Origin of the sequence: Streptomyces sp. NPDC046557 (assembly GCF_040645975.1) — a bacterium.
Taxonomy (GTDB): domain Bacteria; phylum Actinomycetota; class Actinomycetes; order Streptomycetales; family Streptomycetaceae; genus Streptomyces.
In genome coordinates this window covers 130,396-145,332 of sequence record NZ_JBEYZH010000012.1, presented here as the reverse complement: position 1 = coordinate 145,332, position 14,937 = coordinate 130,396, and the positions used below count along the sequence as shown (strand labels likewise).

General features: G+C 72.8%; 13 protein-coding genes. 6 read left to right on the top strand and 7 right to left on the bottom strand.

All coding sequences use genetic code 11. From position 1 onward, the window contains the following. The 6 genes from ABZ934_RS21540 to ABZ934_RS21515 all read right to left on the bottom strand — a co-directional run. The coding region (locus tag ABZ934_RS21540; protein WP_361315507.1) for a hypothetical protein at window positions 1-488 on the bottom strand (488 nt) is incomplete at its 3' end. A 15-nt stretch (window positions 489-503) separates the two neighbouring features. Beyond that, the gene (locus ABZ934_RS21535; protein WP_361315505.1) at window positions 504-1,814 is read right to left on the bottom strand and encodes a DUF58 domain-containing protein; all 1,311 of its coding nucleotides are present in this window, start codon (window positions 1,812-1,814) and stop codon (window positions 504-506) included. Further along, window positions 1,814-2,776: a MoxR family ATPase gene (locus ABZ934_RS21530; protein ID WP_361315502.1), complete on the bottom strand. Its 963-nt coding sequence runs from the start codon at window positions 2,774-2,776 to the stop codon at window positions 1,814-1,816. The genes ABZ934_RS21535 and ABZ934_RS21530 overlap by 1 nt, the downstream gene beginning before the upstream one ends. Then, window positions 2,773-4,008, bottom strand: coding sequence for a DUF4350 domain-containing protein (locus ABZ934_RS21525; protein ID WP_361315499.1), 1,236 nt, complete (start codon window positions 4,006-4,008; stop codon window positions 2,773-2,775). Before ABZ934_RS21525 ends, ABZ934_RS21530 begins: the two co-directional genes overlap by 4 nt. Then, window positions 4,005-4,661 carry a DUF4129 domain-containing protein gene (locus ABZ934_RS21520; protein ID WP_361315496.1) on the bottom strand — a complete coding sequence of 219 codons (657 nt, stop codon included), beginning with the start codon at window positions 4,659-4,661 and terminating at the stop codon, window positions 4,005-4,007. Before ABZ934_RS21520 ends, ABZ934_RS21525 begins: the two co-directional genes overlap by 4 nt. A 7-nt stretch (window positions 4,662-4,668) precedes the next feature. Beyond that, window positions 4,669-5,988 (bottom strand): glycerophosphoryl diester phosphodiesterase membrane domain-containing protein, encoded by a 1,320-nt coding sequence (locus ABZ934_RS21515; protein ID WP_361315494.1) that lies wholly within the window; start codon window positions 5,986-5,988, stop codon window positions 4,669-4,671. A gap of 232 nt (window positions 5,989-6,220) precedes the next feature. Here ABZ934_RS21515 and mtrA point away from each other — a divergent pair, with 232 nt between their 5' ends. The 6 genes from mtrA to ABZ934_RS21485 all read left to right on the top strand — a co-directional run bounded on the left by mtrA (window position 6,221) and on the right by ABZ934_RS21485 (window position 13,693). Next, window positions 6,221-6,910 (top strand): two-component system response regulator MtrA, encoded by a 690-nt coding sequence (gene mtrA, locus ABZ934_RS21510; RefSeq protein ID WP_189747360.1) that lies wholly within the window; start codon window positions 6,221-6,223, stop codon window positions 6,908-6,910. A gap of 1 nt (window position 6,911) precedes the next feature. Next, window positions 6,912-8,918, top strand: coding sequence for an MtrAB system histidine kinase MtrB (gene mtrB, locus ABZ934_RS21505; RefSeq protein WP_361315491.1), 2,007 nt, complete (start codon window positions 6,912-6,914; stop codon window positions 8,916-8,918). Next, entirely contained in the window at window positions 8,908-10,770 is a 1,863-nt protein-coding gene (locus ABZ934_RS21500; protein ID WP_361315488.1) for an LpqB family beta-propeller domain-containing protein, read from the top strand. Before mtrB ends, ABZ934_RS21500 begins: the two co-directional genes overlap by 11 nt. 89 nt (window positions 10,771-10,859) lie before the next feature. After that, window positions 10,860-11,618 carry a phosphoribosyltransferase family protein gene (locus ABZ934_RS21495; RefSeq protein WP_361315486.1) on the top strand — a complete coding sequence of 253 codons (759 nt, stop codon included), beginning with the start codon at window positions 10,860-10,862 and terminating at the stop codon, window positions 11,616-11,618. Window positions 11,619-11,885: 267 nt separating this feature from the next. Beyond that, a complete protein-coding gene (gene raiA, locus ABZ934_RS21490) occupies window positions 11,886-12,698 on the top strand; it encodes a ribosome-associated translation inhibitor RaiA (RefSeq protein ID WP_361315483.1) in 813 nt (270 codons plus the stop codon). 227 nt (window positions 12,699-12,925) lie between these two features. Then, window positions 12,926-13,693 (top strand): response regulator transcription factor, encoded by a 768-nt coding sequence (locus ABZ934_RS21485; protein ID WP_361315548.1) that lies wholly within the window; start codon window positions 12,926-12,928, stop codon window positions 13,691-13,693. Between the two features lie 11 nt (window positions 13,694-13,704). Here the strand turns inward: ABZ934_RS21485 and ABZ934_RS21480 are convergent, their stop codons facing one another. Continuing rightward, window positions 13,705-14,928: a crosslink repair DNA glycosylase YcaQ family protein gene (locus tag ABZ934_RS21480; protein ID WP_361315481.1), complete on the bottom strand. Its 1,224-nt coding sequence runs from the start codon at window positions 14,926-14,928 to the stop codon at window positions 13,705-13,707. Window positions 14,929-14,937: the final 9 nt, after the last annotated feature.

Genomic DNA, 14,937 nt, shown 5'->3' with positions numbered 1-14,937 from the left:
GTGGGAGAGTAGGACGCCGCCGAACAATCATTGCGGAAGCCCCGCACCAGCCCTTTACCGGGTTCGGTGCGGGGCTTTTCTGCGTTCACCGGCCGTTCCACCCAAGGCCCGGCCCGGCGCCACCGCTTCACCAGTCGGCTGGGTACCTCTTGAGGCTGCTCGTGTCGAGCGTCAGCGGCCGGCGGTGACGGTGTCGCCGAAGGCGTAGGGAACTTTTTTACGGTAGCGGATGCCGTCCGGACCGTCTGAGGGATCGCTATGCACCGTGACTCGTTGAGGGCCATGACCTCGGGTGACTGGGTCTCGATCTGGCGGCGCAGCCCCACCAGGTTCAGCCCGTCGGGAGCGGTGCGGCTCATCATCGTGAGGACGATTCGATCGTCGGTGGTCTGCACCTTCCACCGGTCATGCTGCTGCTCGGCCAGCTCCGCGAGCTGCTCCGCGAATGCGCGCATGCGGCGCATCTGTTCGTGGGTGAAGTCGGCCATGGTGTCCCCGGGAGGTCAGAGGCGGCCGGCCGCCTTCAGGGTGAGGTAGGCGTCGGCCAGGGCGGGGGCCAGGGTGTCCGGGGTGGCGTCGACCACGTGGACGCCGAGGCGGGTGAGGTGATCCGCGGTGCGGCGGCGTCGGGACTGCGACTGGGTGGCGGCAGCGGCGTCGTAGACGGAGTCGAGCGTGCCGCGGGACCGCGCCATGTCGGCGATGTGCGGGTCCGCGACGGAGGCGAGGAGGACGGTGTGGCGCTGAGTGAGGCGCGGGAGGACCGGTAGGAGACCCTCCTCGACGGGGGCGGCGTCCAGACTCGTCAGGAGGACGACCAGGGAGCGGCGCGGGGCGGTGCGCAGGATGGTAGAGACGAGGGCGCGGGAGTCGGTTTCGACGAGTTCCGGTTCCAGGATGCCCATGGCGTTGACGAAGGCGGGGAGGGTGTCCGAGGCCGAGCGGCCCTGGACCTGGGCACGGGGGCGGCGGTCGTGGGCCAGGAGGTCCACGCGGTCGCCGGCGCGGGTGGCCAGGGCGGTGAGGAGCAGGGCCGCGTCCAGGGCGGAGTCCAGGCGGGGTGCGTCACCGACGCGGCCGGCCGAGGTGCGGCCGGTGTCGAGGCAGATGAGGATGTGGCGGTCGCGTTCGGGACGCCAGGTGCGGACGGCCACCTTGTGGCCGCGGGCGGTGGCGCGCCAGTCGATGGAGCGGGTGTCGTCGCCGGGGAGGTAGTCGCGGAGGCTGTCGAACTCGGTGCCCTCTCCGCGCGTCAGGAGGCTGGTGCGGCCGTCGAGTTCGCGGAGTCGGGCCAGGCGTGACGGGAGGTGCTTGCGGCTTGTGAACGGGGGCAGGACCCGGACCGTCCAGGGCACGGTGTGGGTGCCCTGGCGGGAGAGGAGCCCGAGGGGGCCGTAGGAGCGGATCGTGACGCGGTCGGCCCGGCGGTCGCCGCGGCGGGTGGGCCGCAGGCGGGTGGTGAGGCGGCGACGTTCACCGGCCGGGACGACCAGGTCGTGGCGCGACGCGGAGGGTTCGGTACCGGGGAGCCAACTGCTCGGGGGCCAGGCATCGCGGACACGGGCCCGCAGGAGACGGCCGCCGGGGTTGGTGACGGTCAGGTGGACCTCGGCCGGCTCACCCAGGCGCACCGACGTGTCCCCGGAACGGGCCAGGCGCAGCGTGCGGACGGGCGCCGCCAGGGCGTAGTCGACGGCGCAGGCCAGGCCGAGTGCGCCGTTGACCGCGAGGAGGCCCGTCCAGCTCGGTTCCAAGAGGCCGACGGGAAGGCTGCCGAGGGCCGCCAGCAGGGCGGCGCGTCCGGTGAGGGCCATCAGCGGGGGACGTGGACGTGGGACAGGATCGCGGAGATGACCGCGTCGGCGGAGACGCCTTCCATCTCGGCCTCCGGGCGCAGTTGGACGCGGTGGCGCAACGTCGGCAGGGCGAGGGCCTTCACGTCGTCGGGGGTGACGTAGTCGCGGCCGGTGAGCCAGGCCCAGGCGCGGGCGGTGGCGAGCAGGGCGGTCGCGCCGCGCGGGGAGACGCCGAGGGTCAGGGACGGCGATTCACGGGTGGCGCGGCAGATGTCGACGACGTACGCGGCGATTTCGGGGGAGACGGTGGTGCTCTCGACGGCCTTGCGGGCGGCTTCGAGTTCGGCGGGTCCCGCCACCGGGCGGATTCCGGCGGCGTGCAGGTCGCGCGGGTTGAAGCCGGCGGCGTGCCGGGTCAGGACGCCGATCTCGTCCTCTCGGGACGGCAGGGGGACCGTCAGTTTGAGGAGGAAGCGGTCCAGTTGGGCTTCGGGGAGGGGGTAGGTGCCCTCGTACTCGACGGGGTTCATGGTGGCGGCGACGAGGAACGGCTCGGGGAGCTTGCGGGGGACGCCGTCGACGGTGACCTGGCGTTCCTCCATGGCCTCCAGGAGGGAGGACTGGGTCTTGGGCGGCGTGCGGTTGATCTCGTCGGCGAGGAGGAGGTTGGTGAAGACCGGACCGTTCTGGAAGGAGAACTCGGCGGTGCGGGCGTCGTAGACGAGGGAGCCGGTGACGTCACCGGGCATCAGGTCGGGGGTGAACTGGACGCGCTTGGTGTCGAGTTCGAGGGACGCCGCGAGGGCCCGGACGAGGAGGGTCTTGGCGACGCCGGGGACGCCTTCGAGGAGGACGTGGCCCCGGCACAGGAGGGCGACGACGAGACCGGTGACGGCGGAGTCCTGGCCGACCACGGCCTTCGCGATCTCGGTGCGGAGCGCTTCCAGGGAGGAACGGGCGCTGTCCGTGGTGGCCGTCATGAGGTGCGGACCTCTCTTTCGAGGGCGTCGAGGTGGTCGGCGAGCGCGACGAGTGCCGCGTCGTCGGAGGGAGTGGTGCCGAAGAGCAGGGTGGCGAGGTCCGTGGCGCGGTCGGCGGTGAGCCGGGCGGACACGGCGGGGAGCAGGGCGGCCGGTTCGTGGGCCTGGGTGGCGGGGACGCCGACGAGCGCGGCGAGGCGTTCGCGGGTGGCGGCGCGCAGTACGGTCGCGGCGCGGTCGCGGGCTCCGGCCTTGCGGTAGAGGCGGGCGCGGCCTTCGGTGGCCTCGGAGGCGCGGACGGCGACGGGGAGGTTCTCGGTGACGAGCGGGCCGAGGCGGCGGCCGCGCCAGAGGGCGGCGAGGGCGCCGGCCACGAACAGTTGGAGCAGGGCCCAGGTCCAACCGGACGGTACGAGGTCGAGGAGGCTCTTCTCCTCGGGGGTGTCCTGGCCGGTCTGTTCGGCCGGGTCGGGCAGGTACCAGACGAGTTCGGGGCGGGTGCCGAGGAGTTGGAGGGCGAGGGAGGCGTTGCCCTCCTTGGCCAGGGTCCGGTTGAGCAGGATGCTCTCGGAGCCGAGGACGACGGTGTCCCCGCCCTTGGCGATGGCGGGCAGGACGAGCAGGGTGGGGTGGCCGCCGTCGGGGTAGCAGGCGGTGGCTCCGGGGAGGTCGGTGGTGTAGCGGGGGCCGTCTCCGGTGGTGGCGCGGCCGGCGGAGCGAGCGGCGGGCAGCGCGCAGTCGGGTGTGAGGGCGCCGCGGTCGGAGTAGCCGCGGGCGGCCGAGGCGGGGGCCAGGTCGGTGAGGCCGGTGCCGGTGGGCGCGAGGAGGACGGTCCGGCCGCCGGAGGTGTTGGCGGCGGCGCGCAGCGTGTGCCGCCGGGACCAGTCGAGCGCGTCGGGGTCGGTGACCAGCACGGTGGTGCGGGGGCCGGCGGCGGCGGCGGCCTCGTCGGCGGTGGTGACGACGCGGCTGGTGACGCCGCGGGCCTTGAGGAGCTCGGCGACGGCGCGGCTGCCGTAGGGGTCGACGGAGCGGGGGTCGAGGTAGCCGTGGTGTGCGTCGGAGTGGAGGGCGGCCACGGTGACGCCGCCCACGAGCAGGACGCCCAGGGCGGCCAGGAAGCCTCGGGAGCGAGCCCAGAGGGTGGTGGCCCGGGAGCCGGCCGTGGGCGCGGGAGACGCCGTGTTGGCGGGGCTCTGGGGGGTCGCGGCGCTGGGCGCGGGGCCGGTCATGCCGTGGGTCCCGTCAGGAGCGGCGTGGCGCGTTCCAGGGTGAGGTCGAGGGTGCGCAGGCGGCCGTAGACGTCGGGGTCGCCGGTGCGACCGCCGTAGGTGACGTCGTCGAAGGCGCGGGCCGCCGCGCGCAGCTCGCCGGCGTGGTGCGGGAGGCTGTGCGCCGCTTCGGCCGCCGCCTCGTCGGCGGTGCGGCCGGGGCGGGGGTCGAGCAGGGTGTGCTCTTCCAGGGAACGGACGACGGCGCGCATGCGTTCCTGGACGGCTTCGGTCCAGCGGCCGGCGGCGGCGTGCGCGTCGGCGGCGGCCCGGTGGTCGGCGGCGGTGCGCGTGCCCGCCTCGAAGAGGGTCCCGGCGCCGGTGACGGCGCGACGGGGGGCGCCGAGCCGCCACCACAGGGCGCCGATGGCCAGGGCGGCCAGCAGCACGACGGCGACCAGGCCGACCGTGCCTCCCGGGGTCGACCCGGCGGCACGGTCGAAGAAGTCGCCCAGCCACTCCCAGAGCCGGTCCAGGAGGCGCTGGAGCGGGCTTGGGTCGTTCTGGTGGTACAGCGGCTTGGACAGTTCGCGTTCGGCCGCCTCGCGGGCGGCGTCGCGCGGAGTCGTCACCGGCGGTGTTGCGGCGGTGATGATGAGTCCCCCCGTGCTCATCGGTGTGTCAGCCTCCGTACCCGGCGCCGGCGCTTCCGTAGTGCTGCAGACCGGCGGCCCGGGCGAGTTCCAGGTCGAGGGCCTCGCGGCGGATGCGCTGGTCGATGTACAGGAGGACCGTGATGCCCGCCGAGATCGGCAGGATGACCGTGAAGCTGATGATCGAGCCGATGCCGCTGATGAGCAGGAACGACCAGGACACGGCGAAGGAGCCGTCGGTGAAGCCGCTGAGGTCGCCCACGCCGCTCAGCACCGCGAGGAGCGTGAACGGCACGGCGATCACCATCGACACGATGCCGGTGATGAACCCGGTCAGCAGCGTGATGCCGAAGATGCGCCACCAGGAGCCCTTGACGAGCTTGTCGGACCGCTTGAGCGCCGTGAAGATCCCGGCCCGCTCCAGCATCAGGGCCGGTGAGGCCAGCAGGAAGCGGAACCAGAGCCAGACGAAGAGCGGCACGGAGACGAGGAAGCCGAGGACGGCGACGCCGATGCTCTTCATGAGCACCCCCGGCAGGAGCAGCGCGGCGAAGAGGACGACCGCACCGGCTGCGAGGAGCACGGTCAGTCCGGCCAGCGGGAGCAGGCGGGGGCGCGCCTCGCGCCATGCCTCGCCGAGCGTGATCTGCCGGCCGATCACGGCACGGCTGTAGATGACGGTGAGCAGCGCGCTGGCGAGGATGCCGAGGACGAGCTGGAGGAATCCGTTGGCGAGGACGGGGACGACGGCGTCGCGGATGCCGCGGAACACCTGCTCGGGGTCCTCGCCGGTGGCGGAGGCGGTGGTGAGGTCCGCCAGCGCGAACTTGTTGATGAGTACGTTGCCGACCTCGATGAGGACGCCGACGACGAGGCTGACGGAGAGCACCGAGCGCCAGTGGGTGCGCATGGTGGAGACCGCACCGTCGAGCAGTTCGCCCAGGCCCAGGGGGCGCAGCGGGATCACGCCGGGCTTGGCGGCCGGGGGCGGGCCCCAGGGGCCGGCGGGGCCGCCGGGGTAGCCGTACTGGCCGCCGTAGGGCGATCCGTACTGCGGCGCCTGTCCGGGCTGCCCGGGCTGACCCGGCTGGGGGCCGTACGATCCCCAGCCGCCCTGCGGCTGCTGCGGCGGGGCGGCGTCGGTCGGTGCCGGAGCCTGGGCGCCGGGGCTGGACCACTGGCCGGGCGGCGGTTGGGCGTCGGACCACTTGGAGTCCGCGGCGGGCTGCGCGGGGGGCTGTATGCCCTCCGGCGTGCCCTGGCCGCCCGTGCCGCCCTGACCGGCTTGGCCGCCCGCGCCTTCCGACGGGGAGGACCCGGGCGAAGCCCAGCCCGGAGAGTCGTTCATCTCGCTCCTTGACGTGCGTCTACTGCGGCGGGGCGCTGGTCGGCTGCCATCGTGCCACGTGGGACCGCGGAGCGGGCCGGGTGCTCCCCAAGATCCGGTGCCTTCGCGCCTTCAATTGTCGCCCGGATCCGGGGCAGACTGGTCGGCCTGACCGCCAGGCAGGTCCGGGGGGCGATTTCCAGCCCTTTTGGCTGTGGGACAGCTCACCGCCAGGTAACGATTAGCTAATGGGATGATGTCAACCATGAAGGGACGAGTCCTTGTCGTCGACGACGACACCGCGCTGGCCGAGATGCTCGGCATTGTGCTGCGTGGAGAAGGTTTTGAGCCGTCGTTCGTAGCGGACGGTGACAAGGCGCTGGCTGCCTTCCGGGAGGCGAAGCCGGATCTGGTACTGCTCGACCTCATGCTGCCCGGACGGGACGGCATAGAGGTCTGCAGGCTGATCCGGGCCGAGTCGGGAGTGCCGATCGTCATGCTCACGGCGAAGAGCGACACGGTCGACGTCGTCGTGGGCCTGGAGTCCGGGGCCGACGACTACATCGTCAAGCCGTTCAAGCCGAAGGAGCTGGTGGCCCGCATCCGGGCCCGCCTGCGCCGCTCGGAGGAGCCGGCACCGGAGCAGCTGGCCATCGGTGACCTGGTCATCGACGTGGCCGGGCACTCCGTCAAGCGCGACGGTGCCTCCATCGCCCTGACCCCGCTCGAGTTCGACCTGCTGGTCGCCCTCGCGCGCAAGCCCTGGCAGGTGTTCACCCGCGAGGTGCTGCTGGAGCAGGTCTGGGGATACCGGCACGCGGCGGACACCCGCCTGGTCAACGTGCACGTGCAGCGGTTGCGCTCCAAGGTCGAGAAAGACCCCGAGCGCCCCGAGATCGTCGTGACGGTCCGCGGTGTCGGCTACAAGGCCGGACCGAGCTGACGTGCAGCCCGGCACGTCCCGGGGCGGCTCCCGTCGGGGAGTGCTGCGGGGCGGCCGGCTGCTCAAGGACCGAGTGGCCGGCAGCCCCGTGCTGCGGCTGTGCGTACGCCTCGTACGCCGGCCGCTGCTTCCGGCTGTCCGGCTCTGGCGGCGCAACATCCAGCTCCGGGTCGTCGCGGCGACCCTGCTGCTCTCGCTCACCGTCGTCCTCGCCCTGGGCTTCGTCGTCATCGCGCAGGTCAGCAAGGGCCTCCTCGACGCCAAGGAGGAGGCCGCCCAGAGCCAGGCCGCGGGCGGGTTCGCCGTCGCACAGGAGAAGGCCAACACCCCCTTCGCCGCCGACGGCTCCGACGTGACCGACAACAAGGTCGGCCGCGACGCCAGCACCTGGATGAACTCGCTCGTCAAGCAGCTCGCCAGCGGCGGCCAGACCGCCTTCGAGGTCGCCGCGCTCGGCGCGGGGGCCGGCGAACCGGCCCCGCCCGGCGCCCAAGGCGTCAAGGGCGCCCGCGCATCCGGCAACGTCGATCCGACCGCCAGCGTCCCCCTCACCCTGCGCCGGGCCGTCAACCACGCCACCGGCACCTTCAAGACCTTCTCGGAGATCCGCTACACGGCCGGCTCCGGGGAGAAGGCCCCCGCGCCCGCGCTGGTCATCGGCAAACGGCTCGCCGACATCAACGGCGACCCCTACGACCTGTACTACCTCTTCCCGCTGACCCAGGAAGAGGAGTCCCTCAACCTCATCAAGGCCACCATCGCCACCGCCGGCCTGTTCGTCGTCGTCCTGCTCGGCGCGATCGCCTGGCTCGTCGTACGCCAGGTCGTCACCCCCGTCCGCATGGCCGCCGGGATCGCCGAACGGCTCTCGGCCGGACGGCTCCAGGAGCGGATGAAGGTCACCGGCGAGGACGACATCGCCCGGCTGGGCGAGGCCTTCAACAAGATGGCCCAGAACCTCCAGCACAAGATCCAGCAGTTGGAGGACCTGTCGCGGATGCAGCGCCGGTTCGTCTCCGACGTCTCGCACGAGTTGCGGACCCCGCTGACCACCGTCCGCATGGCCGCCGACGTCATCCACGACGCCCGCGTCGACTTCGACCCCGTCACCGCCCGCTCCGCCGAACTCCTCGCCGGACAGCTCGACCGCTTCGAGTCCCTGCTCTCCGACCTGCTGGAGATCAGTCGCTTCGACGCGGGCGCCGCCGCCCTGGAAGCCGAACCCATCGACCTGCGCGACGTCGTGCGCCGCGTCATCGACGGCGCCGAACCGCTGGCCGAACACAAGGGCACCCGCATCCGGGTCCTCGGCGACACCCAGCCCGTCATCGCCGAAGCCGACTCGCGGCGCGTCGAGCGGGTGCTGCGCAACCTCGTCGTCAACGCCGTCGAACACGGGGAGGGCCACGACGTGGTGGTCCGGCTCGCGTCCGCGGGCGGCGCCGTGGCCGTGGCCGTACGGGACTACGGGGTCGGCCTCAAGCCCGGCGAGGCCACCCGCGTCTTCAACCGGTTCTGGCGCGCCGACCCCGCCCGCGCCCGCACCACCGGCGGGACCGGCCTCGGCCTGTCCATCGCCGTCGAGGACGCGCGGCTGCACGGAGGCTGGCTCCAGGCGTGGGGCGAGCCCGGCGGCGGCTCCCAGTTCCGGCTCACCCTGCCGCGCACCGCCGACGAACCGCTGCGCGGCTCCCCGATCCCCCTGGAACCCGAGGACTCCCGGTCCAACCGGGCCAGGGCCGCCGCCGAGGCGGCGGCGCGCGCCGGCTCCGGCAACGGCGCGGGCGGACCCGGCGGCGACCGGCCCCGACCGGCCGACCGTTCCGCGATACCGCCGCGCCCGGCGGTGACCACCGCGATGCCGGTTCCCGCCGACCCGACGGCGCTGCCCGGCAACGGGGCCCGGGTCGTGGCGCGCCCCGCAGACCAGCCGGCGGCCGACCAGCCGGCGGCCGACCGGGCGGCGGCCGATCAGTCAGCACAGGAGGATGGACCCGGTGGACGCTGAGCGCGGGCCGGCACACGTACAGGCCCGGAGGACGGGCCGCCGGCGGTCGGCGACCCTGCGGGCGCACGCCGTGCTCGGCGCGCTCGCACTGCTGCTCGCCGGCTGCGCCTCGATGCCCGACAGCGGCGAGATCCGGCAGGTGCAGGCATCGCAGGGCGTCGACTCGCAGGTACGGGTGTTCGGCGTGCCGCCCGCGGACAAGGCCAGCGCCGCCGACATCGTCGACGGCTTCCTGGAGGCCATGACCAGCGACGACCCCCAGCTGGAGACGGCCCGCAAGTACCTCACCGAGGACGCCGCGAAGAACTGGAAGCCCGGCTCGGCCGTCACCGTACTCTCCGGGGGCCTCGACCGTTTCCCCGTCCAGGGCTCCAAGGAGCTCGACGACACGCGGTGGAAGGTCACCGGCAAGAAGCTCGCGACGGTGGACGAACGCAGCGCCTACCAGCCGGAGACCGGCGGGGTGCGCTACGAGGAGTACCTGCAACTGGTGCGGGAGAAGGACCAGTGGCGGATCGCCACGCCGCCGAGCAGCCTCGTCCTCAGCGAGTCCGACTTCCAGCGCATCTACAAGCCCGTCAACAAGTACTACTTCGCGGGCGGCACGCTCGTCGCCGACCCGGTGTACGTGCGCCAGCGCAGCGACCCCGACTCTCGGATGGACCCCACCACCCAGACCGTGCAGTCGCTGCTCGCCGGACCCTCCAAATGGCTGGCTCCGGTCGTCACTTCCAGTTTCCCCACCGGGACGGAACTGCGCGCGGGCACCAAGTCCCTCTCCTACGACGGTCAGAACACGCTGCGCGTGCCGCTGAACGACAAGGCGAAGAACGTCGCGCAGCCGCAGTGCCAGAAGATGGCGACCCAACTCCTCTACACGATCAGGGACCTGACGGCCTCCCGGCTGGAGCGCGTGGAACTGCTGCGCCCCGACGGAAAGACGTCGCTGTGCTGGGTCACGCGCAATGCCGCCGTGGCGATCGCCAACCCGGCGCAGAGCCCCGAGCACCAGTACTACGTCGACAAGGACTTCCGGCTGGTGCGGATGTCCCTCAACGTCAACGCCGAGGACCAGCAGCAGGACAAGCCGGAACTCGCACCCGGGCCGTTGTCCGGTGCTACCGGGTTCCGGGTGGGTTCCGCGGCCGTCACCTACGACGAGAAGCGGGCCGCGGTCGTCTCCGAGGACGGGCACGGGCTGTACGTGGTGACGCTGACGACCGCCGGGCCCATGCCGCAGCCCCTGCCGCTGCCCGCGGGCAGGACCGGCAAGCTCACCGCGCCGAGCTGGGACACCCGCGGTGACCTGTGGGTCGCGGACCTCGACCCGCAGAACCCGGGACTGTGGCGGGTGCCGGGCGGCACCGGGACACCGCAGAAGGTGGACGTGGCCGGGCTGGACGGCGGCCGCGTCACCGCCCTCAAGGCGTCCCCCGACGGGGTGCGGATCGCGCTGCTCGTCGAGAAGGACGGCCGCAAGAACCTCTACACCGGGCGGATCGAACGGCCCGACGGCAAGGCGGACACCTCGCCGGTGTCGGTGCGCGAGCTGCGCCCGGCGGCCCCGCAGATGGCGGACGTGATGGCGATGAGCTGGGGGCCGCGGGGCCGGCTGCTCGTGGTGGGCCGGGAGAGCGGCGGGATCATGCAGGCCCGCTACATGCTGTCCGACGGGTCGACGGCGGCCGCGAGCCTTCCCGGGGCGTCCGGGCTGGCCGGGGTCGCGACGACCGAGGACGAGGAGAAGCCGGTGGTGGCGTTCTCCGACGAGGACGGCATCGTGTGGCTGCCGCCGGGGGCGCAGTGGCGCACGGTGGCGGCGGGTGGCCGGGCGCCGGTCTACCCGGGCTGAACGGACGCCGCGCGTTCCCCGGCGGGGGCCGCCGCGGCGGGTTTTCCACAGGGGTGGCGGGTGGCATCCGGACGGGGCAGAGTCCTTCCATGCGGGGGTGGTGGCAGGAGCTGGCCGGGCTGGTGTTGCCGGTCGACTGCGCCGGGTGCGGGGCGCCGCGGGTGGTGCTGTGCGCGCGGTGCCGGGCCGCCCTGGCCGGCGGCGGTGCCGGACGGGCCCGGCCCGCGGCGGCTCCGGCCGGCCTGCCGGTGGTGCACGCGGGCGCCGCGTACGGGGACGCCGTACGGGCCGTGGTGCTGGCCCACAAGGAGCGCGGCGCGCTCCCTCTGGCGGGCCCCCTCGGCGCCGCCTTGGCGGCGGCCGTGCTGTCGGGCGGTGCGGGTGGGGAGGGCGGGGAGGGGGAGGCGGGGGGACTGGTCCTCGTACCGGTGCCTTCGACCCGCCGCCAGACCCGGGCGCGGGGCCATGACCCGGGGCGGAGGATCGCGCTGGCCGCGTCGGCGCGGCTGCGCGGGGCGGGTGTGCCCGCGCGGGTGGTTCCCGTACTGCGGTTGCGTCGGCGGGTCGCGGACCAGGCGGGTCTGGGGGCCCGGGAGCGGTGGGAGAACCTGGCCGGGGCCTTGGAGGCGCGGGCGGCCGGGGTGCGGTCGGCGGGTGGGGCGCGGATCGTGGTGGTGGACGACGTGATGACGACCGGGGCCACGCTCGCGGAGGCGGCGCGGGCGCTGCGGGCGGGCGGGCTGCGTGTGACCGGGGCGGCGGTGGTGGCGGCGTCCGCGGACTCCTTCCGGGCCGGTCCGGGCGACGGATTCCCGCGTGGGCGGGGAAAACGGCGACGGATCGCATAGATGTGGAACTCGGGGGGAAGGCGCATCGTTACTGGTGACAAGAGATGCCCACAAGACGTACAAGAGGAAGAATTCGGCTGAACGGAACCGAACGGAGGTATGTTCCGGTAGCGGGTGCCGGCAACCGGCATTGAGAGATATGTTCGGTTGTGAGGACTGGCGATCCTTGGGCCCCACGTCATCGGAGCACCGACCCGCCCGTTTTTGGAATCTTCGTGTCAGAGGGTGTCTCTCTGCTCCGAAGTCGGTGGGATGTGGATCTTGCCGATGGGGGAGGAGGAGGTGAAAGTCGCCAAGTCCGAGGCTCTGGTGCTCACCGGAGCCTGGTGCGAAAGGGAGACGCTTCGCCCCAAGAGGCGGAGCTATCCGGGAACGGAGTTCTGCGTGGACATCGTCGTCAAGGGCCGCAAGACCGAAGTGCCCGAGCGGTTCCGCAAGCACGTGGCAGAGAAGCTGAATCCCGAGCGGATCCAGAAGCTCGACGCCAAGGTGATCAGCTTGGACGTCGAGGTGTCCAAGGAGCACAACCCGCGCCAGGCCGACCGTTCCGACCGCGTGGAGATCACCCTGCACTCGCGGGGCCCGGTGATCCGGGCCGAGGCCGCGGCAGCAGACCCGTACGCGGCGCTGGACCTGGCTCAGGACAAGCTGGAGGCCCGGCTGCGCAAGCAGCACGACAAGCGTTACACCCGCCGCGGCAACGGCAGGCTCTCGGCGGCCGAGGTCGCCGACGTCGTGCCGGGCGTCGCGCAGCTCAACAGCAACGGGGAGCCGGTCTCCGAGGAGAAGACGGACGGGGTCCCGACCACCCGGATCGGGTCCCTTGAGGTGCAGGGCGAAGGCCCCCTCATCGTCCGCGAGAAGACCCACTCCGCCGCACCCATGTCGCTCGACCAGGCTCTGTACGAGATGGAGCTGGTCGGCCACGACTTCTACCTGTTCGTCGACGCCGAGACCAAGCTGCCGAGCGTCGTCTACCGCCGTCACGCTTACGACTACGGCGTCATCCACGTCAACCCCGACGGTGCCTCCAGCACGGAGGAACCGCGCGGCGGCGCCGGCGGATCGCTCGGCGGCTGAGTGTTCGAACCCCGCCCCCGCGGAGCGCCGTCCCGGCCTCCGCGGGGGCGCTCGTATGACACGTATGAGCCAGTCGGCCCCCCGATGGGGCCCCTCCCCGAGCCCCGGGCATGGAATCATGGCGGGCAGTCAAGCGGCGGCCCAGCCCGTCCGGTTGACCCGACAGGCAGCACGAGCGGTCGGCAGATGAGCAGGTCAGCAGCTCGGCACATGCAGGGGGAGGAATGATGGCGGACAGCTTCGGGCCGGTACGCGGTGACGACGGCGCGGGCTGTCGTGAGGCGGGGCGCGTGGCGGCCGGCCACGCGGACGCACCGCAGGACGGATCGACCGGGGAGCCGATCCGGGTGCTCGTGGTCGACGACCACGCCCTCTTCCGGCGCGGGCTGGAGATCGTCCTCGCCCAGGAGGAGGACATCCAGGTCGTCGGCGAGGCGGGGGACGGGGCGGAGGCGGTGGACAAGGCCGCCGATCTGCTGCCGGACATCATCCTCATGGACGTGCGGATGCCCCGGCGCGGCGGTATCGAGGCGTGCACCTCGATCAAAGAGGTGGCACCCTCCGCGAAGATCATCATGCTGACGATCAGCGACGAGGAGGCGGACCTCTACGACGCGATCAAGGCGGGCGCGACGGGATACCTGTTGAAGGAGATCTCGACGGACGAGGTCGCGACGGCCATCCGGGCGGTGGCGGACGGCCAGTCGCAGATCAGCCCCTCGATGGCGTCCAAGCTGCTGACCGAGTTCAAGTCGATGATCCAGCGGACGGACGAGCGCCGGCTGGTGCCGGCGCCCCGGCTGACCGACCGGGAGCTGGAGGTCCTCAAGCTGGTGGCCACGGGGATGAACAACCGTGACATCGCCAAGGAGTTGTTCATCTCCGAGAACACGGTGAAGAACCACGTGCGCAACATCCTGGAGAAGCTGCAACTGCACTCCAGGATGGAGGCCGTGGTGTACGCGATGCGCGAGAAGATCCTCGAAATCAGGTAGCCGGGGCGGCGTCAGGTCAGCGCGGCAAGTTCCGCCGTGACCGCCGCCGCCTCCGCCGGGGTGCCGGCGCGTTCCACGCCGACGGAATCGCAGCCGACCCACGACGCCGCCTCCAGCAGGGCCTCGGCCATGGGCCGGGCGGCTTTGGGGGTCGTCAGGGAGAGCTGTCGGGCCACCAGGGTGGAGCCCTCGCGGGCCGGGTCGACCCGACCCTGGAGCCGGCCGCCGGCCAGCAGGGGCATGGCGAAGTAGCCGTGTATCCGCTTCGGCTTGGGAACGTACGCCTCCAGCCGGTGCGTGAAGCCGAAGATCCGCTCCGTACGGGGCCGGTCCCACACCAGGGAGTCGAACGGGGACAGCAGCGTCGTACGGTGACGGCCGCGCGGGGCGCTCGCGAGCGCCGCCGGGTCGGCCCAGGCGGCCCCCGCCCCACGGTCGCGGCCCCAGCCCTCGACGGTGACCGGGACCAGACCCGAGTCCGCGATCACCGCGTCGACCTGGTCGCCCTTGAGGCGGTGGTAGTCCGCGATGTCCGCGCGGGTGCCGACGCCCAGGCTGTGTCCGGCGAGGGCGACGAGACGGCGCAGGCACTCGCGGTCGTCCAGGTCGTCGTGGAGCAGCGCGTCGGGGACGGCCCGCTCGGGGAGGTCGTAGACCCGCTTCCAGCCGCGCCGCTCCGAGCAGACCACCTCACCGGTGTCCAGCAGCCACTCCACCGCGATCTTGGTCTCGGACCACTCGAACCACTCGCCGCCGTTCTTGGCGCCGCCGAGTTCGGTCGAGGTCAGCGGGCCGTCGGCCTTGAGGCGGTCCAGGACGGCCCGCGTCGAGCGTTCCTTGTCCTGGAGGACGTGCCAGCGGTGGCCGCGCGCCCGGCGGGCCCGGCGGCGGAAGGCGAAGTGGGGCCACTCCTCGATGGGCAGGATGCAGGCCGCGTGGGACCAGTACTCGAAGGCGTGCCGGTCGGACCAGTAGGCCCGCTCGACGGTGTCGCGGCCCACCGCGCCCAGGCGCGCGTACGGGATCAGTTCGTGTGAGCGGGCCAGCACCGAGATCGTGTCCAGCTGTACGGCGCCGAGGTGACGCAGGACGCCGCGCACCCTCCCCCTGGCTCCGCCGGGGGGACCCCCACCCCGGCGGTCGGGCGGCGCCCCGAGGAAGCACTGCGCGCGCAGGGCGATCCGGCGCGCCTCATCGGCGGACAGGGACACGGTCGGCGGCGGTGTGCTCGTCATGGCCGCACC

Bases quoted from the DNA above. Each gene is read 5' to 3' on its own strand.
- ABZ934_RS21495 (WP_361315486.1), top strand. From the start codon at position 10,860: ATGCGGGGGTGGTGGCAGGAGCTGGCCGGGCTGGTGTTGCCGGTCGAC.
- mtrA (WP_189747360.1), top strand. From the start codon at position 6,221: ATGATGTCAACCATGAAGGGACGAGTCCTTGTCGTCGACGACGACACC.
- ABZ934_RS21520 (WP_361315496.1), bottom strand. From the start codon at position 4,661: ATGAGCACGGGGGGACTCATCATCACCGCCGCAACACCGCCGGTGACG.
- ABZ934_RS21525 (WP_361315499.1), bottom strand. From the start codon at position 4,008: ATGACCGGCCCCGCGCCCAGCGCCGCGACCCCCCAGAGCCCCGCCAAC.
- raiA (WP_361315483.1), top strand. From the start codon at position 11,886: ATGGGGGAGGAGGAGGTGAAAGTCGCCAAGTCCGAGGCTCTGGTGCTC.
- ABZ934_RS21530 (WP_361315502.1), bottom strand. From the start codon at position 2,776: ATGACGGCCACCACGGACAGCGCCCGTTCCTCCCTGGAAGCGCTCCGC.
- ABZ934_RS21535 (WP_361315505.1), bottom strand. From the start codon at position 1,814: ATGGCCCTCACCGGACGCGCCGCCCTGCTGGCGGCCCTCGGCAGCCTT.
- ABZ934_RS21515 (WP_361315494.1), bottom strand. From the start codon at position 5,988: ATGAACGACTCTCCGGGCTGGGCTTCGCCCGGGTCCTCCCCGTCGGAA.
- ABZ934_RS21480 (WP_361315481.1), bottom strand. From the start codon at position 14,928: ATGACGAGCACACCGCCGCCGACCGTGTCCCTGTCCGCCGATGAGGCG.
- ABZ934_RS21485 (WP_361315548.1), top strand. From the start codon at position 12,926: ATGGCGGACAGCTTCGGGCCGGTACGCGGTGACGACGGCGCGGGCTGT.